Below are 26945 nucleotides of genomic sequence, written 5' to 3'. Positions count from 1 at the left end.
AGTCAGCCAGCACGTGCGTCGGGAGAGACTAGCGGCGTTCGAGCCTGGCACCCGATGCGAGCGGCAGCCTGAAACAAATCCGCGCCCCCGCCTCGCTGTCCTCCACGCGCAACGTCCCGCCATGGGCGCCAATCACCGTCCGGCAAATCGCCAGGCCCATGCCCATTCCGCTGCCCTTGGTGGTGAAGAACGAATCAAAAATCTCCTCACGCTGATGCTCGGCGATCCCCGGTCCACTGTCCTGAAAGCACACGCAGACCTGCCCATCGCTGATCGTCGATTCGATACTCAAGCGCCCGTCAGCAACGCCATGCCCGGCCATCGCCTCCAGTGCGTTAACGATCAGGTTATAAATCACCTGCTGAATCTGCACCCGATCCCCCAACACCGGCTCAGCAGCATTGAGTTGCGAGTGCAAGGTGACGCTACGGTTGTGCACGTCGCTGGCCGTCAGTTGCACGACCTCACCAATCAACGCATCAATCGACACTGGCAGCCGCTGCAACGGCGCCTGTTTGGCCAATGCGCGCAGTGCCTGGACTATCTCGGTGGCCCGCGCGCTGTCGGAACGGATGTCCTCCAGGCCCTGAATCGCTTCGGCCAGATCCGGCGTGTCGCGCTTGAGCCAGCGCAAGCTCGCCGAGGCATTGGAAGAAATCCCCAGCAGCGGCTGGCTGATTTCGTGGGCAATCGAGGCCGACAATTCGCCCATCATTTTCAGGTGCGAGTTACGCGCCAGTTCCGCCCGCGAACTGCGCAAGTCGGCTTCCATTTGCGCGCGCAAGCGGTTGTCTTCGACCAGTTGTGCGTAGAGTCGCGCGGTTTGCAGCGACACCGCCGCCTGCGAGGCGAGGATTTCCAGCATGGTCAGGCGTTCGGCACCGAACAGCTTGGGCACCAGACTGTTTTCCAGGTAGACCAGGCCAATCAGCGCACCTTGCTTGAGCAGCGGCAGGCACATCATCGAGCGCGTCTGCCGCTGGTGCAGGTCGGCGCTGTAGGCTTCGGGGCAATCGGTGCGGGCATCGTCGAGCACCAGCGGCGTGCGGGTGCGCATGGTGGCGTTGAGCACTGAAACCGGTGCAATGTGCTCCAGTAAGCGGTCGTTGTCCTGACTGACCCGCACATTGCCTGCTTCCACGTGCGCAGCGGCGGCCAGTTGCAGCTCGCCCTCGGCGACCAGCAGCAACGCGCCCTGATCGGCGCCGGCCTGGATCATCAAGTGATTCATCAGGGTTTCGACCAGCCGATCCAGCAACACTTCTTGCGAAACCGCGCGGGCCGCTTCAATCCCGACTTCCAGATCAAGGCGCCCGCGCGTCACCGGCGTTACGGTTTCCAGCGAGTGCTCGCGGGCGAGAAACGGGTGCACTGCTTCGAGCTGCCGCGCCTTGGCTTCAGCCCCCCACAGTCCATAGCAGTCGCGGGCGACACGCAGGTGATGATGCATGCCGGAGACCAGGCCATTGAATCGGCAGACCTCGGCCAGTTGTTCATGGGCCAGTGCTTGCTCATGGATAAACCCGGCGGCGGCCGCGGCAATCTGCGACTGGTCGAAGCAGCGAATGGCAACCAGCCCCTCACCGCGAGCGCGGGCCATTGCACCTTCGATCAGCAGCAGTTTGTTGCTGAACGTCGATGGATTGAGCTCAACCCACGGCAAAAAGCGCTGACGTTGCTGCGCCAGTTTCTCCAGCTTTTCGGCAACAGAACCCGGTGCCTCGGGACTGGCCAGCGCCAGACTGTAAAACAGGTAGTATTGGGCCAGATCGATGTGCGCCGGTAACGACCAGGTCAGCGCCTCGGCCGCTTCAAAGCGTCGCAACGCATAGCGCACATCGCCGAAATAGAACGCCGACATGCCTGAGTACAACCACCGCCAGAACAGCGTGGGCTGCGAAACACGCTCACGATCGAGCGGGCCGAAGCGGTCATGTTCCAAGGCATCCAGTTCGCTGATCGAGCGAGGCTCAGGTCCGTTGCGCAAGTCACTGGCGAACGTCTGTTGCGCCAGCAGAATGCGCTCGATGTCAATGTAGTGAAACTGCCGCACCCAGCGCAGACCGAGGTCCAGCTCGTTCAGCACACTGTGCAGCGGTTCGCCCATGAACAGCAGATCCGAGCCGATGTGATTACAGGCATAACACGACATGCCCAGGTCGCCACCGGCCTGACCGCACTCAAACGCGGCGAAGGCTTTTTGTCGGGCATAGGTCATTGGCCGGGTCCACGGGCTGACCTGATCAAGCGCCACCAGCGTGCCGGCGCGCCCGGCTTCATAGCCGTGCAGGTCGGTGAGTGCCAAGGCCAGTTCGGCGAAAGCGACGCCGTCGACGTACTCGCCATAGCGGTCGGCGATCATTACGCCGTACCAGGCAAAACCATAGCCGCTGCTTGGCGTGGTGCCGTGCAGCAAGGTCAGTTCGACCATCTTCGCCAAGTGCAAAAAGGCAATATCGTCCTGCACGAAGAAGGAAGCGATCAGCGTGCTCAGCAGCTGCATTGCCACTTCGATTTGCGGGTCGCAAGCCTTGGGCAGCGCGCTCAATTCAGCAATGCGCCGTGCGCCGACCAATTGCCGAACCCGCTCGAACGCTTCACCCACTTGCGCCTTCGATGGCCGGCGCTGCAAGGCAATGCCCAGCAGTGCGAGCCCGTCCAGCGCTTCGCTGATCGCGCCATGATAATCGGAGTCCAAGGTGCGCAGGGTCGCCCGCAGACGATAGGTTTTGGCTTGGTCCAGCGCGGTACCGGCGTGGCACAGACAGTCATCAAGGCGCTGTTGCGCACCCGGCAGATCCGCCAGCAACATCGCGCATTCGGCCGCCAGCCAGCGCGCGGCGAAGGCTTGCGGGTAGAGCTGCGACCATCCCGCGGCGCCCAACAAGCGCTCGGCAGTGCGCAAATAATCCACGGCCTGCTCGACAGCCGCGGTGTCGCGGGCGCGCTCGGCGGCCTCGACCAACAACTGAATGAAATCGGCGCGCCGGGGTTCTTGCAGCCCATCAGCCTGACTGCGCTGAATCTGACTGGCAATGTCGAACACCCGCGCCTGACGCTGCTCGCCCCAGTGATCGAGCATGGCGCCGGCAATGCGCGCATGCTCGGCGGCGCGACCCGCCGGAGCTGTCAGGGCGGCGGCCGCCTCCAGCACGCGGTCGTGGGGAAAGACCAGTTGGCCCGGTTCGCGTAGAAGAAACCCGCTGCCGACCAGATAGTCCACATCACGCGGCCATTGCGCGGGATCGCCCGGCAGCAAACGGCGCAACAGTGCGTCGTCACAGCGGCCACCGACATAACCCGCCGTGCGCAGCACTTCCCGGGCGCTGGCCGGCAGACGCTGCAAGCGCTGCACCATCAACTCGGCGACATTATCGGCGTAGCGGTAGCCGTCCACGTCACCCTGATTCCAGACCCAGTGCCGCGTCCCGGCATCGAAACGCAGCAGGCGCTCATCGACCAAGGCGCGCGCCACCTGACTGACGAACAACGGATTGCCCGCGGTTTTGAAATGCACGACAGAGGCCAGCGCCGGGAGGTTGTCGACGTCGGCATCGAGTTCGACAGCCATCAGTTGCGCGACGGCCTGCACCGACAGCGGGCCTAACTCAAGCTCGGTGACTGGCAACGCCGGGGCTGCGCGCAGCTGATCAAGCCATCCGCCCTCGCCGTTCGGCAACTCGCCTGCGCGATACGCGAGAATCAACAGTAAATGCCGCGTTGGGCGGGCAATGAAGGCTTGGAGAAACGCTTGGGTCGAATCGTCGGCCCACTGCACATCATCGATGAACAGCAACAGCGGATGCCCCGGCTGGGCGAAGACCTCCAGCACATCGAGCAGCGCCCGATTGGCCCGGTTGAGGGCATGACGCGCCGGTATGTTCGGCAGTTCGGTGGTGGCGCCGATCAGCAATTCGGCTTCTGGCGCCAGGTCCACCAGCAAACGGCCACGGCCCTTGAGGGTTTCACTCAGTTGCTCGCTGAGGGCCTGCAAGGCCAGGGCGGGCCTGGCCAAAACCTGGCTGATCAGCGAGCGAAAAATCTGTGCCAGTGGCGCAAAAGGCCGGTTGTTCTGCGCCAGATCCATTTTGCCGCTGGCCCAGTAACCGGGCGCGTGCGTGCGCAGGCCTTGCTGGATCAGCGCCGACTTGCCCGCCCCCGGCGCGCCGGCAACCAGCAGCACGCGAGCCGTGCCGTCGCTGCGCACGCGCTGGATCTGTTCCAGCAGTTGCGCGCGTTCGCCATCGCGGCCAAACAGCACGTCACCGCGCGTGGCCGCCGCCCGCGCATCGAAGGCACCTAGGCGGAACGGCTCGATCTGGCCCTTTCGCTGCCACTGGCGTAGACACCAGTTAAGGTCGGCGGCCAGCGATTCGAGACTCTGATAACGCGCGTCCGGCTCCTTGGCCAAGCCTTTGAGCAACACATGGCAAATGCCTTGCGGCAGTTCGGGAATATAGTCGGCCGGCGACAACGGCTCGACGGCGGCGTGCACATGCAGCCATTGCGACGCATCGCGAGCGGTCAGCGGCGGGCGACCGGTCAGGGCCTCATAGAGGATGGCCGAGAGCGCATACACATCGCTGCGCTCATCGACGTTGGCGCCATCGCCCTGCAGCTGTTCCGGCGCCAGATAAGGCCAGTGCTCGGGACTTGGCAGTTCAGCGACCGGCGTTTCCTGCGCCTGAATGTGAAAGCCCATCAGCCGGACGCTGTCGTCCGCGCCGACCATCAGATGCCACGGCAATAGAAATCCCTGTGGGAGCGAGCCTGCTCGCGAAGGGGTCATTTGAGCCGACATCTCTGTTGCCGGATCCACCGCTTTCGCGAGCAGGCTCGCTCCCACAGGGTTTGGCGGGGGGCCGGGATGGCGAGTGTGGGCCAGAGCAGTGGCGGCAGCGACGGCGATATTCAGCGCTCGACCGAGCGGCAGGCCGGCGGCGTCGATCAGTCCAGCCAGCGGCGTGCCCCAGTGCGGATAGACCAACACGGGGCCGCCGGCCGAACGAACAAGCGCCAATGGGTTGATCGCCCACTGCGAGGGCAACTGCACATGGAGACCGCGCTCCAGCCGCTTGCACAGCGCCGGTCGTTGAATCGGCGCGCGCACGGCGAACCACGCCTCGCCCGAGTGGCTGTCCTGAAGGGTGAACCAGGTCAGCTCATGGTCGCGGCGCAACAGGCTGAACCGGCAATCTTCAAGCCACGCGTCATCGAGCGCCGGGGCATCGTTAGCGCAGGAAACCGCAGGCAAAGAGGGCTGGCCGGGCATACACATTCACCACTGGAAATGGAATTCAGGCTGGTGACGAAGTATACGCAGCGGTTTTTGCAAAAGGGCCAGCCGCTGCGCCGATGTCCGTCGACGGCCTCAAGATGGCCGTCCAGAGCCTTGCACCGGCTCACGTGGTGCTCTGAAAGCGCGCGTCTTATCCCTCGGGATAATTGCTTTATCGCAAGCCGTCCCCTAGCGTACGAGCCAGATAACCCGGCGCCCCGCCTTCTCCTTTTCACCGCGACGCAGAGGCCTGCATGATCCGACTCGGCCAAGCCACGATTTCCCTGGAACGGCGCGAAGCCTTTCTCGATGGCCGGCCCCTGCGCGTGGGCGGGCGGGCGTTTGAAATACTTTCGGTGCTGATGCAGGCCGACGGGAGGATCGTCAGTAAAAACGAACTGATCAATCAGGTCTGGCCGGACATCGTCGTCGAAGAGAACAATCTGCAGGTGCAGATTTCCTCGCTGCGCAAACTGCTCGGGGAAAAAGAAATCATCCAGACGGTTCCCCGTCGAGGTTACCGATTATTGAAAGACCACGAACCCAAACTGCCCGTGTTCACTGCCCTGGCCTCGGCGCCGATCGTGGCGCAGCCGCCGCCGGTCGAGGCGCACTCGGTGCCGGTATTTATCGTCGACGATGAGGCCTGCGTGCGCACTGCGCTGAGCCGGTTGTTGCGCGCCGAAGGCATCGAGCACCGGATTTTCCAGTCGGCCGAAGAACTGCTCGAGGCCAACCTCGACAATGGCCCGGCGTGCCTGCTGCTCGACGTCAGTCTGCCCGACACCACAGGTTTGCAGTTGCAGGCGGCACTGAACGAGTGCGGCCATCCGTGGCCGGTGATCTTCATGACCGGCCACGGCACCATTCCTATGTCGGTGCAGGCCATGAAGGCCGGCGCTGTGGAGTTTCTGACCAAGCCGTTCAACGACGATGAACTGCTAGGTGTTTTGCGCAGCACCCGTCAGCATGCAGCGACGGCGTTCGATCAGTGGCAACGGGTTCAACACGTCCGGCAACTGGCGGCGCAACTGACGCCGCGTGAACGTGAGGTGCTGCCGCTGATCGTCGGCGGTCTGTCGAACAAACAGATCGCCAACCAGTTGGGCACCAGTGAAGTGACCGCCAAGGTTCATCGCAAGCACATCATGGCGAAGATGCAGACCCGCTCGCTGGTCAATCTCGTCGAACTCTACGGACTGATCAGCGCCGCGCCTTCGCCTGGCCCATCGAGCCTGTCGTGAGCGGCGTGGCAGGTCGCCCGACGGCGGCCGATAGCGCCCGCCCGACCATCGTCTGTATCGTTGACGACGACGCTTCCGTGCGCAAAAGCCTGTTGAACCTGCTGCGTTCGGTTGGCTACCGCGCGCAGGTCTATGCCAGTGGCGAAGCGTTTCTGGCTGAAGCCGATCTGGCTGACATCGCTTGCCTGCTGCTGGATCTGCGCATGCCCGGTCTTTCCGGCATAGAGGTGATGCGCGCATTGCTCGGCAGGCCCCGACAGTTTCCGGTGATCTGCATGTCGGCCCATTGGGATGAGGCAGCACTCGCCGAGACCGGGCATTACCGGGCGTTCGAGTGTCTGTGCAAACCCTTTGATGAGGAACTGCTGCTGGCGGCCCTCGACAGGGCACTGCATCGCCAGCACTGAAACCATCAGCTGTCTTGTGTGGCGTCTTGCGGCGATTCGGTGACCGGCAACGAAGCCGTCATTTCGGCGTGACACACCGCGAGGATTTCATCGGCCAGCGCTGAGTCGTCCGGGCACGCCCGCGAGAGCATGATCGCGCCGACTGCGCGGGCCAGCAGGTCGATCATTCTGGTTCTGCCCTCGCCTGCCGGCGCATCCGCTGCATGCGGATATTTGTCGCCGAGTGTCTGCAACGTGCGCTCGATGCCGTCGGCGAAGGCTGACTTCAAATCGCCCGACTGACGCGCCGCGTCGCCACACAGTGCCGCCATGGTGCAACCGGTGGCGCGGCCGTCACGATGCTCGCGCGACACGTACATATCGATGAAATCCTGCACGCTCAACGCCTCGGCGCTGGTCAGTGACCGCGCCAGGCTATTGGCCGACGCTTCGGCCATCAGATCGGCCTTGGAGCCGAAATGTTTGTAGAAACCGCCATGGGTGAAACCAGCGGCCGCCATCAGGTCAGCCACGCCGACCCCGTCATAACCGCGTTCGCGGAACATCACTGAAGCCGTTTCGACAATGTGCTCCCGATTGGCCTGGGCCTGAGCCTTGGATACGCGCATGTTGGATACCTCGCCAGCGCTGAAAAATCATGCGCCGATGATACATAGATGTTGGCCATAATCAAAATCATTGACAGTTTAGATTTCGGTCATCATCCTAAAAGCCAGCCACATCACTTCACTCCCATGGCCGGAACAAAAACACATGAGCGACCTGAATCTGTTTTCTTCCTACACCCTCGGCAGCCTGACACTGGCCAACCGCGCAGTCCTCGCGCCGCTGACGCGCAACCGTGCCGGCGCAGGTTTTGTGCCGAGCGAATTTGCCGCGACCTACTACAGCCAGCGTGCCAGCGCCGGTCTGCTGATCAGCGAGGCCACGCAGATTTCCCAGCAGGGCCAGGGCTATCAGGACACACCAGGCATCTACACCCAGGCGCAAATCGATGGCTGGCGTACCGTCACCGATGCTGTGCACGCAAAGGGCGGGAAGATTTTTCTGCAACTGTGGCATGTCGGCCGGGTGTCCCACGTCGACCTGCAACCCGACGGCCAAGCGCCCGTCGCTCCGTTCGCGCTGCGGGCGGCCACCAAAGTGTTCGTCAACAATCGCTTCGAGGATGTGTCCGAACCGCGCGCACTGGAAACCGCGGAGTTGCCGGGCATCGTCAATGATTTTCGTCAGGCGGCGGTAAACGCGATGGCGGCAGGCTTTGACGGCGTGGAAATTCATGGCGCCAATGGCTATCTGCTCGATCAGTTCATCAAGGACGGGTCCAACCAGCGCACCGATGCCTACGGCGGCTCGATCGAAAACCGCGCACGTCTGCTGCTGGAAGTAACCGCCGCCGTGGTCGCCGAGATCGGCGCCGATCGCACCGGCATTCGCTTGTCTCCAGTGTCGCCGGCCAATGGCGTGTCGAGCAGCGGCCCGCAAGCGCAGTTCGACTACATCGTTGACCAACTCAACGCACTGGACATCGTTTACCTGCACGTTGTCGAAGGCGCCACCGGCGGGCCACGCGACATCGCCGCGTTTGATTTTGAATCCCTGCGCCAGCGTTTCCAGAACACCTACATCGCCAACAACGGCTATGACCTGGATCTGGCCAACTCGCGCATCGCTCAGGACAAGGCTGACCTGATCGCCTTCGGCCGTCCGTTCATTGGCAACCCGGATCTAGTCGAACGCCTGCAAATCGGCGCGCCGCTGGCCGCTTTCGACCCCGCCACACTCTACGGCGGCGGCGCGACGGGCTATATCGACTACCCGACGCTCGCTGAATCCAACGCTCGCTGAACCTGCTGTTTCCCTATCCCCTGAAAAAGAGCTGACATCATGACTATCCGCCCTACTGTTCTGATCACTGGCGCTTCCACCGGCATCGGCGCGGTCTACGCCGCACGTTTCGCCCAACGCGGTCACGATCTGGTGCTGGTCGCCCGCGACCAGTCGCGGCTGGACGCACTCGCCGCCGGCCTGCGTGCCGAACACAAGGTCAACGTTGAAGTGCTGCCGGCCGATTTGACCCAACTCAGCGACTTGCACACCGTCGAAGCGCGTCTGCGCGATGACGCGCGCATCGGCATCCTCGTCAACAATGCCGGCGCGGCGCAGTCCGGGACGTTCATCGAACAAAGCACCGACAGCGTGGCGCAACTGGTCGCGCTGAACACCACCGCACTGGTGCGTCTGGCCAGTGCCATTGCCCCGCGTCTGGTCAAGGCCGGCGACGGCGCAATCATCAACATCGGCTCGGTGGTGGGCCTGGCACCGGAGTTCGGCATGTCGGTGTATGGCGCGACCAAGGCGTTCGTGCTGTTCCTTTCCCAAGGCCTGAGCCTGGAGCTGTCGCCACAGGGCGTATATGTGCAAGCCGTACTGCCCGCCGCGACCCGCACGGAAATCTGGGACCGCGCTGGCATCGACATCAACACCCTGAGCGACATCATGGAGGTCGACGATCTGGTCGATGCCGCGCTGGTCGGTTTCGACCGTCGCGAAGTCGTGACCATTCCGCCGCTGCACGAAGGCGAGCGCTGGGACGCTTTGCAAACTGCGCGTCAGGGCCTGTTGGGGCAGATTCGTCAGTCGGCCGTCGCGCAACGTTATCTGACTCAAGCCTGACCTTATCCGGACCCGCCGATATCGCGGCGGGTTCCAACCGACAAGAGCCTGTGCAATGAAAGCATTTTTTATCGAGCGCTACGGCAAGCAGAACGGCCGGATTGGCGACCTGCCCGACCCGACGGTCGGAGCGCATGACGTATTGATTCAGGTGCACGCCAGCAGTGTGAACCCGCTCGATCTGAAGATTCGCACTGGTGAATTCAAGATGATCCTGCCATACCAAATGCCCTTGGTATTGGGCAACGATGTAGCCGGAGTGGTGGTCAGCACTGGTGCAGCGGTGAAGCGTTTCAAACCGGGTGACGAGGTTTATGCGCGCCCGCCTGAATCGCGGATCGGTACGTTTGCCGAACGCATTGCCGTCGACGAAAACGCCCTCGCGCTGAAGCCTTCCAACCTGGACATGAAAGAAGCGGCGTGTATGCCTTTGGTTTCGTTGACCGCATGGCAGGCGCTGGTGGAAATCGCTCAGGTAAAGAAGGGCCAGAAGGTTTTGATTCACGCCGGCTCCGGTGGCGTCGGCACCGTCGCAATCCAGCTTGCCAAACACCTGGGCGCCTTCGTCGCGACCACCACCAGCACGGCGAATGTCGAGTGGGTCAAAGCGTTGGGCGCTGATGTCGTGGTCGATTATAAGCAGCAGGATTTCGCCAACGAACTGCGCGACTACGACGTGGTGCTCAACAGCCTCGGTGGCGATGTGCTGAAGAAATCGCTGAAGGTGCTGAAACCGGGTGGGCTGTTGATTTCCCTGTCCGGGCCGCCGACCGCGCAGTTTGCTCAGGAGCAGGGTTTATCGTGGGTGCTCGGGCTGATCATGCGCCTGCTGAGCAGCGGCATTCGTCGCCAAGCGCGCAAAAACGGGGTGCGTTACAGGTTTTTGTTCATGCGCGCCGATGGCATTCAATTGCAGAAAATCACCGCGTTGATCGAGGCGGAGGTGATCAAACCGGTGATCGACCGCAGCTTTTCCTTTGACCAGATCGCCGAGGCATTGCGCTACGTCGAACAGGGTCGAGCCAAAGGCAAGATCGCCGTCACGCTCGGCCAGGCATCGTAAACAATGCCAGCCAATGAAGCTCAGGCGGACGAACAACTGCCTCGCGAGACCGAAGCCGATCCGCCACCTGCGAATGATCCGCAGCCGCTGCAACCTCCGCCGATCGAATGGCGCCCCCTGTTGCTGGAGCCCTGACAAGTCCCGTTCCGACTTGCGTTTTGCTCATCCTGCACCACGCTTGATTCTCAGAAGTGCACGGTTTCATGGCAAAACTGCGGTTAACTGAATGGTTAGTTACCGCTATAATCCCGCGCTTCATTCAAACGGGACTTTCAATGTGAACCACAGTCAACGCGTCTCAGGCGTTTCAACGTTCATTCTGGTCGGTCTTGGCGTGGTCATCGCCCTGCTCGGCCTCGCGCTCGCGGCCGGCGGTGTGAAGCTGGTCAGCCTGGGCGGTTCCTGGTACTTCCTGATCGGCGGTCTGGCGATGACCGTTGCCGGTCTGCTGATCGCGCTGAAGAAAACCGCCGGCGCCTGGCTGTTCGCCGCGTTTCTCGTGGCCACCGCGATCTGGGCGTTGATTGACGCCGGTCTGGTGTTCTGGCCAGTGTTCTCACGGTTGTTCATGTTCAGCGCAATCGGTCTGGCCGTCGCACTGGTTTATCCACTGCTGGCCCGCGCCAATGGCCGCGCTGCCGGTCGTGGCGCCTACGCCGTTGCCGCGGTGCTGGCGGTCGGCCTCGCCGTTGCTGCGGGCAACATGTTCGTCGCGCATCCAACGGTTGCCGCCACTGGCACTGGCCCGGGTCTGACTCCGGTCGAGCCGGCCAAGGCGCAGAAAGACTGGGCGCATTATGGCAACACCGAAGGTGGCAGCCGCTTCGCCGCCCTCGACCAGATCAACCGCAACAACGTCGACAAGTTGAAAGTCGCGTGGACTTACCACACCGGTGACGTCGCCGAAAGCGATGGCAACGGCGCCGAAGACCAGCTCACCCCGCTGCAGGTTGGCAACAAGGTGTTCATCTGCACCCCGCACAACAACCTGATCGCCCTCGATGCCGACACCGGCAAAGAGCTGTGGAAGAACGCGATCAACGCACAATCGAAAGTCTGGCAGCGCTGCCGTGGCATGGCTTATTTCGACGCCACCGCCACCATCGCTCAGCCGAGCAACTCTTCGATCATCGAAGCCAAACCGGCCCCGGCCGCCAACTGCCAGCGTCGCCTGCTGACCAACACCATTGATGCACGCCTGATCGCAGTCGATGCCGACACCGGCGAGTTCTGCCAGGGTTTTGGCAACAACGGCCAGGTCGATCTGAAGGCTGGTCTGGGTGATGTTCCGGACAGCTACTATCAATTGTCGTCCGCGCCGTTGATGGCCGGCACCACCGTTGTGGTGGGCGGTCGCGTCGCTGACAACGTGCAGAGCGACATGCCTGGCGGCGTGATTCGTGGTTTTGACGTGATCACCGGTGCCATGCGCTGGGCATTCGATCCGGGCAATCCGCAGGATCGCAACGCGCCGGCTGACGGCAGCACCTACGTACGCAGCACGCCAAACAGCTGGGCGCCGATGTCCTACGACGCGGCGACCAACACGGTGTTTCTGCCGATGGGCAGTTCGTCCACCGACATCTATGGTGTCGAGCGCAGCGAACTGGACCACAAATACGGCGCCTCGATTCTCGCGCTGGACGCCAGCACGGGTGAAGAACACTGGGTGTTCCAGACCGTGCACAACGATCTGTGGGACTTCGACCTGCCGATGCAGCCGAGCCTGATCGACTTCGACAAGGACGGCCAAAGCGTTCCGGCGCTGGTCATCGGCACCAAGGCCGGGCAGATCTACGTGCTCGACCGCGCTACTGGCAAACCGTTGACCGAGGTTAAGGAAGTACCGGTCAAAGCGGCCAACATCCCTAACGAGCCGTACTCGCCGACCCAACCGAAATCCGTGGGCATGCCGCAGATTGGCGCGCAACACCTGACCGAATCCGACATGTGGGGCGCCACGCCGTACGATCAATTGCTCTGCCGCATCGACTTCAAGAGCATGCGTTACGACGGTCTGTACACCGCGCCGGGTACTGACAAGTCGCTGAGCTTCCCGGGTTCGCTGGGCGGCATGAACTGGGGCAGCATCTCCACTGACCCGGTGCACGGTTTCATCTTCGTCAACGACATGCGTCTGGGCCTGTGGATCCAGATGATCCCGTCGCAGAACAAAGGCCAGGCCGCTGGCGGTGGCGAGGCGTTGAACACCGGCATGGGCGCTGTACCGCTCAAGGGCACGCCGTACGCAGTGAACAAGAACCGCTTCCTCTCGGTGGCCGGCATTCCGTGCCAGGCGCCGCCGTTCGGCACTCTGACCGCGATCGACATGAAGACTCAGAAAGTCGCGTGGCAGGTTCCGGTCGGCACCGTTGAAGACACCGGTCCCCTAGGCATCCGCATGCACCTGCCGATCAAGATTGGTCTGCCGACCCTCGGCGGCACCCTGTCGACGCAAGGTGGCCTGATCTTTATCGCCGGCACTCAGGATTTCTATCTGCGTGCGTTCAACAGCGGCAACGGTGAAGAAGTCTGGAAAGCGCGTCTGCCGGTCGGCAGCCAGGGCGGCCCGATGACTTACGTTTCGCCGAAGACCGGCAAGCAGTACATCGTCGTCACCGCGGGCGGCGCTCGTCAGTCGACCGATCGCGGCGATTACGTGATGGCGTACGCCTTGCCGTAAATCGCTTCGTTTACTCAGTCAGCAACCCCATGCGCGCGGTGCCTCAGGGCACCGCGTCGTTGTTTTATCGCGTTGAAGATTTCAGCAGGAAGGATTCACATGTTATCGGCTGTTCGCTTTTCCCGTTCCGGGCTTTTCACCGGCCTGCTGTTGGGCCTGAGCTGCATCACTACCCTTCCCGCGCTGGCCGCCAGCGACTCCGATCCGCTGACACGCAGCACCCTCACCGGCGACTGGGGCGGCTTGCGTCATCAGCTCAATGAAGACGGCATCAAGTTCACCGGCGATTACAGCGGCGAAACCGCTTACAACGCTGACGGCGGCCTGCACCGTTCGGCGCGCTACTCGCAGAACCTCAAGCTCGGCGTGCAGTTTGATCTGAGCAAACTGTATGGCGTCGACAATGCCGGCAAGGTCCAGTTGACGATCAACGACCGGCGCGGCAACAGCGCCTCGCAAGACCTGGTCGGCAACCGCTTGCCGATTCAGGAAAACTACGGCGGGCTGTACACACGCCTGACCGAGCTGAGTTATGAGCGCAGCCTGTTCACCCCGGCGCTGAATGTGAAGCTCGGTTACATGGCCATGGGCAACGACCTCGGTGGCCTCGACAGCGGCATTTTGTGCAACTTCATGAACGCCGGTTTCTGTGGGCATCCGCTGAACATGTCCGGTGGCAGCGGCTGGACCAATTACCCGAATGCGCATTTGGGTGTGCGGGTGAAATACGACCTGTCGCCGTCCTGGCAACTGCGTGTGGCGGCGTTCAACGTCGACCCCGAGAGCAACGGCGATTCCAGCCGCGCCTGGCATCTGGGGCCGAAACACACCACCGGCACCGTAGTGCCGATCGAACTGGTGTACAAGCACGCGGGCGAGCTGCCCGGCGAGTACAAGGTTGGTTATTACTACGACAATTCAGATGTGCAGCGCATCGGCAGCGACGATGACGTGTCCGGTCGCGGCGGCCATTATCTGCTGGTCGATCAGGCCGTTTGGCGCTCGCCGACTTCCGAGGGCCGTAGCCTGCATGCGTTCGGCCAGTATTCGGCCGCCAGTCAAGCGGCTTCGCCGTTCAGCAAGTGGTACGGCACCGGGTTGGTGCTGTACAAACCGTTCGAAGGCCGCCCGCACGACACCCTCGCTCTGGGCTATGGCCGCGCCGTCCCCAACCCGCGCAGCCGCGACGTGCAGCAGGACGCCGCGCTGGCCAATGGCGCAGCGTTCCCCAACCTGGACAGCGCCGAACAACTGATCGAGTTCGGCTACGGCTATCAGGCAACCCCGTGGCTGACCCTGCGCCCGAATGTGCAATACATCATCGAACCGGGCGCATTTTCCGGGCAGGACATCGACAATGCCCTGGTCATGGGCCTGCAAGTCAAAGCCTCACTCTGACCGACATCTGCTCGCGAAAGCGCCGGGTCAGTGACATCAATGCTGACTGACCCGCCGCCTTCGGGAGCAAGCCCCCTCCTACATCGATCTCCAACACTTGCGCCCCCCAAAGTTTCACACTGGCAACTCGACCCGTGCAACCAGTCCGCCCTTGCGTGCGTTGCGCAGTGTCAGTTCCCCGCCCTGCTCGCGCGCAATCGCTCGGGCGGTCGAAAGCCCCAGGCCCACGCCGCCGGTGTCGCGGTTGCGCGACGTTTCGAGGCGGAAGAACGGATCAAACACCTGCTCCAGCGCAGCCTCGGGGATGCCCGGGCCGTCGTCGCTGACTTCAATGGCGATGGCATATTCCTCACGATTCAAGGCAATGCGCGGGTGCTGCGCATACTTGCGCGCGTTCTCCAGCAGATTGACCACCACCCGCTTGATGCCCAGCGGCCGGCCTTCGTACACCAGGTGCGCCGGACCGTCGAAAACGATGTCAATGTGCTGATCGCGGTAGTCATCGACGATGGTTTGCAGCAACTCCGACAGGTCGAACGCCGTGGTTTGTTCGCGATGGGTGTCCTCGCGGAAAAACGCCAGGGCGGCATTGATCATCGACTGCATTTCCTCGACATCGCGAATCAGTTTGCGCTGGTGGTCGAGGTCTTCCATGAATTCACTGCGCAAACGCATCCGCGTCAGTGGCGCGCGGAGGTCGTGGGAAATCGACGCGAGCATGTGCGTGCGCTCGCTGATGAAATGCTGGATCTGTGCCTGCATGGTGTTGAACGCCACGATGGCCTGGCGGATTTCGTGCGGTCCTTCGATCTTGATCGGCGGTGCGCGCAGGTCAGTGCCGAAACGCCGCGCCGCGCTGGCGAAGCGCTGCAAGGGATTGGCCAGCTGGCGTGTGGCGATCCAGGCGACCAGTACTGTCGCAATCAGGCCCAGCGCTATAATGATGGCGATCCGCGTGGACAACTCCAGGCCCCAACTGCGCTCGGGCGGGATAAAGGACAACCAACTGCCGTCGACCAGTTGCACCAGTGCGGCGTAATGCGCCTGCGGATTGTCGCCGGGCCAGTCGCCGGGGTTGAAGGCTTCGATCTTGCGCTGATCACCGAGCAATTGCTGCAGCACCGGCACCCTGCTCGCTTCGACGCGTGCGCCGTCGCCCGGCAGCTCAAATTCAGCGCGTTGCGCTTTCCACGACACCTGCAGGAGGCTGCTGCTCGCCGCGGCGGCCAATTGCGGGCGCAGGCTGGCGGGCGCCGCCTCGATCACCCGTGAGGTTGCGGCAATTTGCTCAAGCAGGCCGGTGCGCTCGATCGGCGGACGCGCCCAGATGCCAGCGACCTGAACGAACAGCGCGTTCAGCGCCAGCGACGCGAGCATCGCCGCCAGAATCGTCAGGGCGATTCGCCGTCTGAGGGTGTCTCCCGGCAGCAGTCGGCGGATCACGAGCGGCTGACCTTGGCGGTGAACATATAACCGCCATTGCGCACGGTGCGAATCAAGTCCGGCCGTTTGCAGTCCGGCTCGATCTTGCGCCGCAGACGACTGACCTGCACGTCGATGCTGCGGTCGAACGCGTCGTGGCCCTGGCCGTGGGTCAGATCGATCAATTGTTCGCGGGTGAGGATGCGTTGCGGATGGTCGAGAAACACCACCAGCAGATCGAACTCGCCGCCGGACAGCGGAATCATCACGTTGTCGGGTGAGCGCAATTCGCGACAGGTGATGTCCAGGTGCCAACCGGCGAAGGCGACGACCGGCCGCGCTGGCGTGGTCGGATTGCGTTGCTCGCCGGCGCGCCGCTGCAAGGCGCGCACGCGTGCCAGCAGTTCCTGCGGGGCGAACGGTTTGGTCAGGTAGTCATCGGCGCCCAGCTCCAGGCCGACGATGCGATCACTCAACTCGGCCATGGCGGTGAGCATGATGATCGGAATGCCCATCTGCGCGCGCACTTTCTGGCACAGGCTCAAGCCGCCTTCGCCGGGCAGCATCAGGTCGAGAATGATCGTGTCCGGACGTTGCGCGGCAATCGCCGCCCACATGGCCTCGCCGTGTGCGGCGACGTCGACGTCATAGGCGTGCTGCATGAAAAACTTCTTCAGCAGCGCGAGAATTTCCACGTCATCGTCGACGATCAGCAGTCTGCTCACGGTTCCAGGCCCACCCACGAAAAAACACGCAATCTAAAGCCAATCGGCGCCCGGGTCATTTATTTCAATCGCGCAACATCTCTACACCACGGACACCAAACGGACATCGTCCGGCAAAACCGCTGGGGCACTCTGCAGCCATTCCAGTCCAGGGGGTTTGCATGAAGGATTTGTACAACAGCCATCGCGTCGGCGGGCACTGCGTCAACCGGCCTTTGATCCTCAGCCAGCGCACCGCCGCGCTCGGCCCTGACACGCCGATTGTGTTCCAGGAGTCATGCCTGGGCGTTTCCGACGACCAGAGCCGAATCGTCCTGCGCCGTTATTTCGAGCACTTCAGCCCGACCAGTGCGCACTGGGTCGAGTACGTCCACAGCATTTCGGCGGCCGATCTGGTCGCGTGGATCATGACCCACGGCCAGCTCCATATCGAGTGCTCGGACCACACCGGGTCTCAACACAAGGAAACTTCGCTTTGATCAACAGCGTTCGCTCACTGTCGCTGGCGCTCGCCGCCGCCCTGAGCCTGTCGGCGTGCACCAGCAGAAAAGCCGAAAACAGCGGCTTTCTGCATGATTACACGGTGCTGACCGAGCGTCAGTCACCGTCCGGTCAACCCGTGCTGGCCTGGGTCAGCCCGGCATTGGCCAGAGGCCGTTATACGCAGGTTTACCTGGCGCCGAGTCAGTTCTACCCCAGCGCCGAACCGACGGTGCGGATTCCTCTCAGCACGCTGTCCGGGGTCACCGACTATTACGACGCGGCGCTGAGAATCGAACTGAGCAGAGTGCTGCGCGTCGTCGACAGACCCGGCCCGGGCACGCTGACGGTCCGGCCGGCGATTACCCAGGTCGCCACTCACGTGCAAGGGTTGCGCTTTTATGAGTGGCTGCCCGTCACCCTGGTGGCCGCCGGGGTGAGTACCGCGACCGGGATTCGCGACCAGGACAGTACCGTCGCCACCGAGGTCTCATTCGAAGACGGTTCGACCGGTGAAGTGGTCGCCGAAGTGGTGCGCAAGGGCATCGGTCTGCCGCTGGACAACGACCGGCAGGTGTTGAGCCCCGATGACGTCAAAGGGGTGCTGGACGGCTGGGCCAGCGACCTTGGCCAATCCTGGCTGACGCTGCGTCGATAAGTCACTGCGCGATGGGTAGTGAAGAAAATAACCGTGAGTGGTGAATTATTTGGTTACTTCTGATCTCTGATCTCAAAGAAGGTGCCATCGAAAGGATGGCATCGCATGAGAACGGAACTCGTCTTCCCTGCCCCACCCCGGGGCCGCGGTTGTGACAAGACGGACCAGCGACAGAGTAATTCACATGAAATCACGCAAGAATACGGTCAAGCCGATCGGCCTGAAAGACATCACCATTGTCGACGACGCCAAGATGCGCAAGGCGATCACCGCCGCCGCGCTGGGCAACGCCATGGAATGGTTCGACTTTGGTGTGTATGGCTTTGTTGCCTACGTGCTCGGCAAGGTATTTTTCCCCGGCGCCGATCCTGGCGTGCAGATGATCGCCGCGCTCGCGACGTTCTCGGTGCCGTTCTTGATCCGCCCATTGGGCGGGCTGTTCTTCGGCGCCCTGGGCGACAAATACGGGCGGCAGAAAGTCCTCGCCGCGACCATCGTGATCATGTCCCTCAGCACCTTTGCCATCGGCCTGATTCCGTCCTATGCCTCGATCGGCATCTGGGCACCGATTCTGTTGTTACTGGCGAAAATGGCTCAGGGTTTCTCGGTCGGTGGCGAGTACACCGGTGCCTCGATCTTTGTCGCCGAATACGCGCCGGATCGCAAACGCGGCTTCCTTGGCAGTTGGCTGGATTTCGGCTCGATCGCCGGTTTCGTCTTCGGTGCCGGCGTCGTGGTCTTGATTTCGACCATTCTCGGCGAGCAGCGCTTCGAGGAATGGGGCTGGCGCATTCCGTTCTTCCTCGCCCTGCCCCTGGGCATGATCGGCCTCTATCTGCGCCACGCGCTGGAGGAAACCCCTGCGTTCCAGCAGCACGTGGAAAAACTCGAGCAAGGCGACCGCGAAGGTCTGGCGCGCGGCCCGAAAGTTTCGTTCAAGGAAGTCGCGACCAAACACTGGCGCAGCCTGATGACCTGCATCGGCGTGGTCGCGGCGACCAACGTCACCTATTACATGCTGCTGACCTACATGCCGAGCTACCTCACGCATAACTTGCATTACAGCGAAAACCACGGCGTGCTGATCATCATCGCGATCATGGTCGGCATGCTGTTCGTACAGCCGCTGATCGGCTTCATCAGCGACAAGATCGGCCGCAAGCCGTTCATCGTGGTGGGCAGCATCGGCTTGTTCATCCTCGCCATTCCGGCGTTCATGCTGATCAACAGCGGCAGCATCGGCCTGATCTTTTCCGGCCTGCTGATTCTGGCCGTGCTGCTCAATTTCTTTATCGGCGTGATGGCGTCGACCTTGCCGGCGATGTTTCCCACGCACATCCGCTACAGCGCGCTGGCCAGCGCCTTTAACGTCTCGGTGCTGATCGCCGGCCTGACCCCGACCGCAGTGGCTTGGCTGGTCGAGAGCACTAACGATCTGTACATGCCGGCGTACTACCTGATGGTGATTGCCGTGGTCGGCCTGGTCACCGGTGTGACGATGAAGGAGACCGCTAACAAACCCTTGCGCGGTGCGGCCCCGGCAGCGTCCGACCTGGAAGAGGCCAAGGAATTGCTGCAAGAGCACCACGACAATATCGAACAGAAAATCGAAGACATCGACGCGCAAATCGCCGAGCTGGAAGCCAAGCGCAAGGAACTGGCGCAACAGCATCCGCGGATTGATTGAGGCCAGGTCCGGTCACGGTTCAGGCGTTTCCTCGACAAGACGGCTGACATCCGCCGGCTGGTAGACCCAGCCGATGAACAACTCATAACCCACCGCGAGAATCACCGGGCCGGTGAACAAACCGATGATGCCGCTGGTGACCATGCCGCCGAGCGCGCCGATCAGCACCACCGGCATCGGCACCGCGACGCCGCGTCCCAGCAGCAGCGGCTTGAGTACGTTGTCGGAGAGCCCGGCGATGATCATCCAGACGGCGAAAATGATCGTGCCGGCGCTGACGCCGTCATGGGCGAATACGAAGATCACCACGGGGATTGTGATCAGCAGCACCGGTAACTGCATGATGCCCAGCAGCAACACCATCAGCGCCAGAATGCCCGCAGCGGGAACGCCCATGATCACCAGCGCGACACCGATCAGCAGCATCTGAATGAAGGCGATGCCGACCACACCCTGCGCCACTGCGCGGATGGTCGAGGTGCACAGTTGCGCGATTTGCGGGCCGCGCACCGGGCCGGAAATCCGCGTGGTAATTGCCACGGCGGTGCGGTGGCCGCGCTCGCCGTGGGTCATGATCAGCCCGGCGATAATCAGTGCGATGACAAACACCACGATCCCCCCGCCGACGCCGGCGGCCTGATGCAGCAGCACCTTGCCCCAGCTACTCAGGTGTGGCGCCAGTTCCTTGAACGCCCAGCTCAGATCCTGCGAGGCGTGTTGCCAGATGCCGAAGATCGGCGCACCGATCAGCGGCCAGTCGGCGACGCCGGGCGGTGGTGGCGGAATTTCAAAATGATCCGCCTCCATCGTGTGCATGCCGGCTTTGACCGAGTCGGCCACCGACGCACCGAGCAGGCTCAGCGGCACCATCAGGATCAGCAGGCCGAGCAGCACCAGCAGGATCGCCGCCCAGCCATGGCGATTGCCGAGTTTCGCCCCGAGCTTCTGGTTCAGCGGATACAGGGTGATGGCGAGAATCAATGCCCACAGCATCACGTTGAGGAATGGATGAAAGATATCGAAGCAGAACAGCACCAGCGTGGCGATCAGCCCGGCCCGGATCAGCACGTCCAGCAGGGCTCTGGAACTGTTGAAGGCAATGAGCGGCTGTTCTTCCATTTCGCGTTCTCCCGAGGCTGAAAATCATCAGTGCGCTGAGCCTAGATCACAACCGCGCGGTCGTCGTGTTTTCGAACACTGGCGCCAGTCGCGACACTGGTGCTTCGGCCGATTCCCGTCTAAACCTGATGCACGTCCCTGTTGATAAGGAAGTTGCGGATGCGGTCGACACACTCACTGATGATTCTCGCTTTGGCCGGCAGCGCCGGGCAGGCACTGGCGGGCGGTATTCAGCTGTATGAAGCCGGTCAGGAAGGCGCCGGGCTGGCCAATGCCGGTTCGGCGGCGTTGGCCAGCGATCCAGGCGTGTTGATGAGCAACCCGGCGGGAATCGCTGCGCTCCACGGCACGCAAATCACTCTGACCGGTCAGGCAGTGTTCGGCGGACTGGGTTTCGACCGCAACGCGGATAACGACTTTTCCGGCAACGAGGGTGGCAACCCGCTGCCGATCCTGCCGGGCAGCAGTTTTTTCATCAGCCATGAGGTCAACGATCGCGCCAGCGTCGGCTTTGGCCTGTATGGCAACTTCGGTCTGAGTGTGAAATACGACGATGACTGGGCCGGGCGTTACTTCACGCAGGAGTCGACGCTGATTGGCGTGTCGATGCAGCCGACGTTCGCCTACAAGATCACCGATGATCTGTCGATGGGGATCGGCCCACGGTTGGTGTACGGCTATTACTACACAAAAATGGCCGTCGACAATAACGCCTTCCTGCCGGGCACGCCGTTCCGGGAGGATGGCAACGTGCAATACAAGGACACCGACACCGGCGTCGGCCTCAACCTCGGCCTGCGTTATCAGCTGGACCCGCGAACCACGGTCGGTTTCGCCTACACCAGCAAGGTCAAACTGGAGTTCAAGGACTCGCCTTCGGCCCACGGCATTCGCAATCCCCTGCTCAATCTGGCGTTGTCGCGGCTGGACGTCGAGGCGCTGGAAATCGACATGAACATCCCGCAAAGCGCGACTTTGAGCATCGCCCATCAGATGAACCAACAATGGACCCTGTTCGGGTCGCTGAACTGGCAGGACTGGAGCGACTTTGCCGACATCGGCGTGAACGTCGACACGGCGGCCGGCAACGTTTCCCGCTCGGTGGATCGCCAGTATCAGGACACCTGGCACCTGTCGATCGGCGCGCAAAACCAGATCAGCCCGTCTCTGCGCTGGAACATGGGCATCGGATACGACAGCTCCGCCGTCAAAGACAAAAACCGCACCGTCGACAATCCGATGAACGAGACCTGGCGACTGGCGACCGGCCTGAGCTACGCATTGGCGGAAAATACCGACCTCAACCTCAATTACACTTTGGTCTGGCTTGGCGACATGGACGTGCAGCAGAGCAAACGCAACGGGCAGACGCTGTCGGGCAGTTATCCCAATAGCGCCCTGCATATCGTCGGCGGTGGCGTGACCTGGCGGTTCTAGCCATGTCCGGCGCCGTCCAAACGTGTGGGAACAGGCTTGTTCGAAGGCGCCGGCCGCGTCGAAAATCAATCCTGCCGATTACTCCGCACGCGGCTTGGTGTTAAATAGGCGCCAGTCTTAACCTTGTCGTCTCAAGCTGTGCACCGAGAACCGAAATGAACACGCCTTCCAGACAAAACACGCCCTGCCTGACAGCGGTGATTGCATGATCGAAGTCACCGAAGTTTCCATCGCCCAACTGCGCGCTGCGCTTGAATCCGGCCAGACCACCGCGGTCGAACTGGTACAGGCTTATCTGGCCCGTATCGATGCCTACGACGGCGCGGACACACCGACGGCGCTCAATGCCGTGGTGGTGCGCAATCCTGAAGCGTTGAACGAAGCAAGCGCCTCCGATGCCCGGCGTGCCCGAGGCGAAACCCTCAGCCCGCTCGACGGCATTCCCTATACCGCCAAGGACAGTTATCTGGTCAAGGGCCTGACTGCCGCGTCCGGCAGCCCGGCGTTCGCCGATCTGATTGCCTATCGCGACGCCTTCACCATCGAACGTTTGCGCGGTGCCGGCGCCATTTGCCTGGGCAAGACCAACATGCCGCCGATGGCCAATGGCGGCATGCAGCGCGGTGTCTATGGCCGTGCCGAAAGCCCGTACAACGCCGACTACCTGACAGCGCCGTTCGCTTCGGGTTCGTCCAATGGTGCCGGCACCGCCACCGCCGCCAGCTTCGCCGCATTCGGTCTGGCCGAAGAGACCTGGTCGAGCGGGCGTGGCCCGGCGTCCAACAATGGCTTGTGCGCCTATACCCCGTCTCGCGGGGTAATCTCGGTGCGCGGCAACTGGCCGTTGACCCCAACCATGGACGTGGTGGTGCCCTTCGCCCGGACCATGGCGGACCTGCTTGAAGTGCTCGACATTGTCGTCGCCGAAGACCCGGACACCCGTGGCGACCTGTGGCGCCTGCAAACGTGGGTGCCCATCCCCAGCGTCAGCGAAGTGCGTCCCGCGTCTTACGCTGATCTGGCCGCTGATGCCAAAGCCCTTGCCGGCAAGCGTTTCGCCGTGCCGCGCATGTTCATCAATGCCGACCCTGAGGCGGGCACCAGCGAAGCACCGGGTATCGGTGGGCCGACGGGCCAGCGCATTCAGACCCGCGCCTCGGTGATCGAGTTGTGGAACCAGGCGCGGCAGGCCCTCGAAGCCGCCGGTGCTGAAGTGATCGAAACCGACTTCCCGCTGGTGTCCAACTGTGAAGGCGATCGCCCGGGCGCGCCGACGGTGTTCACTCGCGGGCTGGTGTCGAAAGAGTTCTTGCATCATGAGTTGTGGGACCTGACAGCCTGGGCATTCGACGACTTCCTGCAAGCCAACGGCGACCCGAAACTCAATCGTCTGGTTGACGTCGACGGCGCGAAAATTTTCCCGCACGACCCTGGCACCCTGCCCAACCGCGAAGGTGATCTGGCCGCCGGCATGGATGAATACGTGCGCATGGCCGAGCGCGGTATCACGCCGTGGAATGAAATCCCCACCGTGCCCGATGGCTTGCGTGGGCTGGAGCAGACCCGGCGCATCGACCTTGAAGACTGGATGGACCGACTCGGCCTCGACGCGGTGCTGTTCCCCACCGTCGCCGACGTTGGCCCGGCCGACGCGGACGTCAACCCGCAATCGGCCGACATTGCCTGGAGCAACGGCGTCTGGGTGGCCAACGGCAACCTCGCGATCCGCCATCTCGGCGTCCCGACCGTTACCGTGCCCATGGGCCTGATGGGCGACATCGGCATGCCGGTCGGCCTGACCTTCGCCGGCCGCGCCTACGACGATTCGAATCTGATACGCCTGGCGTCGGCATTCGAATCGACCGGCAGCAAACGCCAGATCCCACCGCGCACGCCGCCACTGGTCTGACGCAACACAATTGTGGGAGCAGGCTCGCTCCCACAGGGGGAACGCATTTCAATTGTAGGAGTGAGCCTGCTCGCGATGAGGCCTTAAGCCGCACCCTCTCTGCTGGCTGGAAAGCCGCCTTCGCGAGCAAGCTCGCTCCCACATTGGGTCGTGTGTAAACCCATTAATCTTGATCCAGGCAAAAATCCCTGTGGAGCTGCATCGGGCCATTATTCTGGTGGATGCAGTACAATCCGCGGCTTTCTCTCACTCCCCAAGGAGTTTTCATGTCCGGGCTCGAACTGTTTGCCGCCGCCCTCGGCGTGATCGCCGTCTGGCTGACGGTCAAACAGAATCCATGGTGTTGGCCGATCGGGCTGGTCATGCTGTTGCTGTACAGCTGGATCTTCTTTGAGGTGAAGCTGTATTCGGACATGTTATTGCAGGTGATCTACGCCGCGCTGCAACTCTACGGCTGGTGGCAGTGGACCCGCGCCGGCACGATGCACGACGGGCGGGATGTCACGCGGCTGCCTTCGCGCGCAATTCTGTCCGGTCTGGGCATCGGTGCGGTCGGCAGTCTGTTGCTCGGCGCGGCGATGGCCCATTGGACGGATGCCGCGCAGCCCTGGCTCGACGCGGCTCTGACCGGGTTCAGCCTGGTGGCGCAGTGGTGGATGGCGCAGAAACGCCTGCAATGCTGGGCGCTATGGTTCGTGCTCGATGTGATTTTCGTCGGGCTGTTCCTCTATAAAGGGCTGTACCTCACCGCTGCGTTGTACGGGCTGTTCACCCTGCTCGCCGTCCAGGGTTATCGCGAATGGCGAGCCGATCCGGCGCTGCAACGATGAAAGTTGTCGTGTTGACGGGACCTGAGTCCACTGGCAAAAGCTGGCTGGCGGCGGGTCTGCAACAACGTTTCGGCGGCGTTCGGGTGGATGAATACGTGCGTCGGTTTATCGAACTCAACCCCCGCGATACCTGCCTGGCCGACATTCCCGAAATCGCCCGAGGCCAGTTGCAATGGGAGGATGAGGCACGCGCGCAACAGCCGTCGTTGCTGATTCTCGATACCCATCTGTTGAGCAATATTCTCTGGAGCCAGACGCTGTTCGGCGCCTGCCCGGCCTGGCTGGAAGCGGAACTGCTCAAGCGCCATTACGACTTGCACCTTCTGTTGTCACCGGAGCAGATCGACTGGACCGAAGATGGCCAGCGCTGCCAACCAGACCTGCCCGAGCGTCTGGCGTTCTATCACGCCACTCGCCACTGGCTCGAACAGCACCAGCAACCGTTGCAAATCATTCAGGGCGACTGGGCCGCACGGCAAGTGCAAGCCTTTGCCGCCGTCGAGCAATTACTCGCCGAATAACCCGGCGGCGGGTGCCAACGCCCGTCGAGTCTGCGCAAAGTGTCCATTTCTGAAACACCGCCGACCGCTCAAAGGCCGCTGCGGGCCATGTTCATGGCTTTGTCATCAGCGTTGTTACACCAATGAAACACCTCGACGTTAGCCCCGCGCCAGAGCATCCCTCAGGCCAGTGCCAACTGCGTGCCGCTCGGCGTGTTTCACGTTTGAAACAGATCCCAGCCCGAACCCGCACGGGGTTTACGCAAATCATTGAAAAGCCAAGGCATTCCAAAAGCGGCACAGCTTTCGCTCTCTCCTTCACAACGCTGACCAAGGGCAGCCCACCGAAGAAGGAATTGCAGCCGTGGGGAATTTCAAGAAAGGTTTGACCTGTCTTCTGCTGATCGGATCAGCCGCCAGCGCCGTGTTCAGTGTCAGCGCGCAGGCCGAAGGCAATGGCGTGATCGTCCTCAATCGCGACGTGCAGCCGATCCCTATCGGTCGCAATGGCGGCAAAGACCCCTACCCGACCACCGTCAACGCCAACCCTTCGGCGCGGATCAATCAGACCCTCAGCAACACCGAACTCAGCGACGGCGACTTCGCCAGTGTCGCCAGCGGTTCTTCGATTCGCGGCAACATGACCACCCCCAGCTCCAACCTGCCCGGCATGAATACCCTGACCAACCAGAACGGTCTGCCCGGCATGCGCGTTGGCACGGGTGGCGGCGCGGGCGGCTCGATCTCCAATACGGTCAACCGGGCGATGAGCACCGGTCTGGCACCCCTGACCCGCATGGCCGGAGGCCAGTGAGATGAATCGCACTCTTCTGCTGCTCGCCCTGCTCGGCTGCACCAGCGTCATGGCCGATTCGACTTCAGTCAACCAGGCAAATATTCAGGATTCCGGCACGCAGTACCGTGGCAATTTCAACGTCAACCAGGCCGCGGGTGACCAGATGCAGCAAGCCAACACCAAGGCGATTGCCATCGGCACCGAAGCGCACGCCACCACCAGCGTCAGGCAGAACATCGACACGCCTGCCAGCCGCGCCATCGACGCGAGCGCCAACATCGGCGGCAATTCTTTCAGCAATGGCAACGGCATCCTCGGTGTGAACCAGGGTGCCGGGGCCAATAACCAGATGGCCAACGTCACGCGCGTCAGCATCAGTGCTGCACCGCAGAGCGTTGACGACAGCGCCCTTTCGCAACAGAACGTGGCGTTTTTACCGAGCTCAGGAGCAACTGGTACCCCACCCGGCAGTCGCCAGGTCACGACAAGTGATCAGGCCTTCACCGGCAGCCGCGGGGTCATCCAGGTGAACCAGAGTGCCGGGGTGGGGAACCGCATGGCTAACACCCTGAGCATCCGGGTCGCAGACTGACCCAAACACACGCAGTGCAATTAGAAAGTACCAACACTTAA

The 26945-nt window shown here is 62.3% G+C and carries 22 protein-coding genes; 17 read left to right on the top strand and 5 right to left on the bottom strand.

Features of this window, described 5'->3' with window-relative positions; genetic code table 11:
- Window positions 1-28 precede the first annotated feature (28 nt).
- Complete coding sequence (locus HU739_RS04265; protein ID WP_225922806.1) at window positions 29-5272, bottom strand: trifunctional serine/threonine-protein kinase/ATP-binding protein/sensor histidine kinase; 5244 nt, start codon at window positions 5270-5272, stop codon at window positions 29-31.
- A 260-nt stretch (window positions 5273-5532) separates the two neighbouring features.
- Between HU739_RS04265 and HU739_RS04260 the strand changes: the two genes are divergently transcribed.
- Both HU739_RS04260 and HU739_RS04255 read left to right on the top strand, forming a co-directional pair.
- A complete protein-coding gene (locus HU739_RS04260) occupies window positions 5533-6522 on the top strand; it encodes a response regulator (RefSeq protein WP_186548255.1) in 990 nt (329 codons plus the stop codon).
- The gene (locus HU739_RS04255; RefSeq protein WP_225922805.1) at window positions 6519-6929 is read left to right on the top strand and encodes a response regulator transcription factor; all 411 of its coding nucleotides are present in this window, start codon (window positions 6519-6521) and stop codon (window positions 6927-6929) included. Before HU739_RS04260 ends, HU739_RS04255 begins: the two co-directional genes overlap by 4 nt.
- A gap of 5 nt (window positions 6930-6934) precedes the next feature.
- Here the strand turns inward: HU739_RS04255 and HU739_RS04250 are convergent, their stop codons facing one another.
- Complete coding sequence (locus HU739_RS04250; RefSeq protein WP_186548257.1) at window positions 6935-7537, bottom strand: TetR/AcrR family transcriptional regulator; 603 nt, start codon at window positions 7535-7537, stop codon at window positions 6935-6937.
- 145 nt (window positions 7538-7682) lie between these two features.
- On the opposite strand from HU739_RS04250, the gene HU739_RS04245 reads away from it, so the two are divergent.
- The 6 genes from HU739_RS04245 (at window position 7683) to HU739_RS04225 (ending at window position 14749) form a co-directional block, all read left to right on the top strand.
- Window positions 7683-8777 (top strand): alkene reductase, encoded by a 1095-nt coding sequence (locus HU739_RS04245; protein WP_186548259.1) that lies wholly within the window; start codon window positions 7683-7685, stop codon window positions 8775-8777.
- A 39-nt stretch (window positions 8778-8816) separates the two neighbouring features.
- A complete protein-coding gene (locus HU739_RS04240) occupies window positions 8817-9605 on the top strand; it encodes an SDR family NAD(P)-dependent oxidoreductase (protein ID WP_186548261.1) in 789 nt (262 codons plus the stop codon).
- 55 nt (window positions 9606-9660) lie between these two features.
- Complete coding sequence (locus tag HU739_RS04235) at window positions 9661-10668, top strand: NADP-dependent oxidoreductase (protein ID WP_186548263.1); 1008 nt, start codon at window positions 9661-9663, stop codon at window positions 10666-10668.
- 3 nt (window positions 10669-10671) lie between these two features.
- Window positions 10672-10803 (top strand): hypothetical protein, encoded by a 132-nt coding sequence (locus HU739_RS26850; protein WP_264082135.1) that lies wholly within the window; start codon window positions 10672-10674, stop codon window positions 10801-10803.
- A gap of 142 nt (window positions 10804-10945) precedes the next feature.
- A complete protein-coding gene (locus HU739_RS04230) occupies window positions 10946-13351 on the top strand; it encodes a glucose/quinate/shikimate family membrane-bound PQQ-dependent dehydrogenase (RefSeq protein WP_186548265.1) in 2406 nt (801 codons plus the stop codon).
- 99 nt (window positions 13352-13450) lie between these two features.
- Window positions 13451-14749: a carbohydrate porin gene (locus HU739_RS04225; protein ID WP_186548267.1), complete on the top strand. Its 1299-nt coding sequence runs from the start codon at window positions 13451-13453 to the stop codon at window positions 14747-14749.
- Between the two features lie 114 nt (window positions 14750-14863).
- Here the strand turns inward: HU739_RS04225 and HU739_RS04220 are convergent, their stop codons facing one another.
- Both HU739_RS04220 and HU739_RS04215 read right to left on the bottom strand, forming a co-directional pair.
- A complete protein-coding gene (locus tag HU739_RS04220) occupies window positions 14864-16192 on the bottom strand; it encodes an ATP-binding protein (protein WP_186548269.1) in 1329 nt (442 codons plus the stop codon).
- Window positions 16189-16896, bottom strand: coding sequence for a response regulator (locus HU739_RS04215; protein WP_186548271.1), 708 nt, complete (start codon window positions 16894-16896; stop codon window positions 16189-16191). The genes HU739_RS04220 and HU739_RS04215 overlap by 4 nt, the downstream gene beginning before the upstream one ends.
- A gap of 161 nt (window positions 16897-17057) precedes the next feature.
- On the opposite strand from HU739_RS04215, the gene HU739_RS04210 reads away from it, so the two are divergent.
- The 3 genes from HU739_RS04210 to proP all read left to right on the top strand — a co-directional run bounded on the left by HU739_RS04210 (window position 17058) and on the right by proP (window position 19721).
- The gene (locus HU739_RS04210) at window positions 17058-17375 is read left to right on the top strand and encodes a hypothetical protein (protein WP_186548273.1); all 318 of its coding nucleotides are present in this window, start codon (window positions 17058-17060) and stop codon (window positions 17373-17375) included.
- Complete coding sequence (locus HU739_RS04205) at window positions 17375-18034, top strand: DUF3313 domain-containing protein (RefSeq protein ID WP_186548418.1); 660 nt, start codon at window positions 17375-17377, stop codon at window positions 18032-18034. Before HU739_RS04210 ends, HU739_RS04205 begins: the two co-directional genes overlap by 1 nt.
- A gap of 184 nt (window positions 18035-18218) precedes the next feature.
- Window positions 18219-19721, top strand: coding sequence for a glycine betaine/L-proline transporter ProP (gene proP, locus HU739_RS04200; protein WP_186548275.1), 1503 nt, complete (start codon window positions 18219-18221; stop codon window positions 19719-19721).
- 12 nt (window positions 19722-19733) lie between these two features.
- On the opposite strand, the gene HU739_RS04195 is transcribed toward proP, so the two are convergent.
- On the bottom strand, window positions 19734-20840 hold the full coding sequence (locus tag HU739_RS04195) for an AI-2E family transporter (RefSeq protein ID WP_186548277.1): 1107 nt from the start codon (window positions 20838-20840) through the stop codon (window positions 19734-19736).
- A 159-nt stretch (window positions 20841-20999) separates the two neighbouring features.
- Here HU739_RS04195 and HU739_RS04190 point away from each other — a divergent pair, with 159 nt between their 5' ends.
- The 6 genes from HU739_RS04190 to HU739_RS04165 all read left to right on the top strand — a co-directional run bounded on the left by HU739_RS04190 (window position 21000) and on the right by HU739_RS04165 (window position 26904).
- Entirely contained in the window at window positions 21000-22277 is a 1278-nt protein-coding gene (locus HU739_RS04190) for an OmpP1/FadL family transporter (protein ID WP_186548279.1), read from the top strand.
- A gap of 205 nt (window positions 22278-22482) precedes the next feature.
- On the top strand, window positions 22483-24186 hold the full coding sequence (locus HU739_RS04185; RefSeq protein ID WP_186548281.1) for an amidase: 1704 nt from the start codon (window positions 22483-22485) through the stop codon (window positions 24184-24186).
- A 266-nt stretch (window positions 24187-24452) separates the two neighbouring features.
- Window positions 24453-25016, top strand: a complete 564-nt coding sequence (gene pnuC / locus HU739_RS04180) for a nicotinamide riboside transporter PnuC (RefSeq protein ID WP_186548284.1) — start codon at window positions 24453-24455, stop codon at window positions 25014-25016.
- Entirely contained in the window at window positions 25013-25537 is a 525-nt protein-coding gene (locus HU739_RS04175; protein WP_186548286.1) for an AAA family ATPase, read from the top strand. Before pnuC ends, HU739_RS04175 begins: the two co-directional genes overlap by 4 nt.
- A gap of 343 nt (window positions 25538-25880) precedes the next feature.
- Window positions 25881-26330, top strand: coding sequence for a hypothetical protein (locus HU739_RS04170; protein ID WP_186548288.1), 450 nt, complete (start codon window positions 25881-25883; stop codon window positions 26328-26330).
- Between the two features lies 1 nt (window position 26331).
- The gene (locus tag HU739_RS04165) at window positions 26332-26904 is read left to right on the top strand and encodes an adhesin (RefSeq protein WP_186548290.1); all 573 of its coding nucleotides are present in this window, start codon (window positions 26332-26334) and stop codon (window positions 26902-26904) included.
- Window positions 26905-26945 lie beyond the last annotated feature (41 nt).

It is taken from the genome of Pseudomonas hamedanensis (genome assembly GCF_014268595.2).
GTDB lineage: Bacteria > Pseudomonadota > Gammaproteobacteria > Pseudomonadales > Pseudomonadaceae > Aquipseudomonas > Aquipseudomonas hamedanensis.
This window is presented reverse-complemented; position numbering and strand designations above follow the sequence as displayed.

Bases quoted from the DNA above. Each gene is read 5' to 3' on its own strand.
- HU739_RS26850 (WP_264082135.1), top strand. From the start codon at position 10,672: ATGCCAGCCAATGAAGCTCAGGCGGACGAACAACTGCCTCGCGAGACC.
- HU739_RS04265 (WP_225922806.1), bottom strand. From the start codon at position 5,272: ATGCCCGGCCAGCCCTCTTTGCCTGCGGTTTCCTGCGCTAACGATGCC.
- HU739_RS04195 (WP_186548277.1), bottom strand. From the start codon at position 20,840: ATGGAAGAACAGCCGCTCATTGCCTTCAACAGTTCCAGAGCCCTGCTG.
- HU739_RS04250 (WP_186548257.1), bottom strand. From the start codon at position 7,537: ATGCGCGTATCCAAGGCTCAGGCCCAGGCCAATCGGGAGCACATTGTC.
- HU739_RS04210 (WP_186548273.1), top strand. From the start codon at position 17,058: ATGAAGGATTTGTACAACAGCCATCGCGTCGGCGGGCACTGCGTCAAC.
- HU739_RS04225 (WP_186548267.1), top strand. From the start codon at position 13,451: ATGTTATCGGCTGTTCGCTTTTCCCGTTCCGGGCTTTTCACCGGCCTG.
- HU739_RS04175 (WP_186548286.1), top strand. From the start codon at position 25,013: ATGAAAGTTGTCGTGTTGACGGGACCTGAGTCCACTGGCAAAAGCTGG.
- HU739_RS04190 (WP_186548279.1), top strand. From the start codon at position 21,000: ATGCGGTCGACACACTCACTGATGATTCTCGCTTTGGCCGGCAGCGCC.
- HU739_RS04235 (WP_186548263.1), top strand. From the start codon at position 9,661: ATGAAAGCATTTTTTATCGAGCGCTACGGCAAGCAGAACGGCCGGATT.
- proP (WP_186548275.1), top strand. From the start codon at position 18,219: ATGAAATCACGCAAGAATACGGTCAAGCCGATCGGCCTGAAAGACATC.
- HU739_RS04245 (WP_186548259.1), top strand. From the start codon at position 7,683: ATGAGCGACCTGAATCTGTTTTCTTCCTACACCCTCGGCAGCCTGACA.
- HU739_RS04165 (WP_186548290.1), top strand. From the start codon at position 26,332: ATGAATCGCACTCTTCTGCTGCTCGCCCTGCTCGGCTGCACCAGCGTC.
- HU739_RS04185 (WP_186548281.1), top strand. From the start codon at position 22,483: ATGATCGAAGTCACCGAAGTTTCCATCGCCCAACTGCGCGCTGCGCTT.
- pnuC (WP_186548284.1), top strand. From the start codon at position 24,453: ATGTCCGGGCTCGAACTGTTTGCCGCCGCCCTCGGCGTGATCGCCGTC.
- HU739_RS04240 (WP_186548261.1), top strand. From the start codon at position 8,817: ATGACTATCCGCCCTACTGTTCTGATCACTGGCGCTTCCACCGGCATC.
- HU739_RS04260 (WP_186548255.1), top strand. From the start codon at position 5,533: ATGATCCGACTCGGCCAAGCCACGATTTCCCTGGAACGGCGCGAAGCC.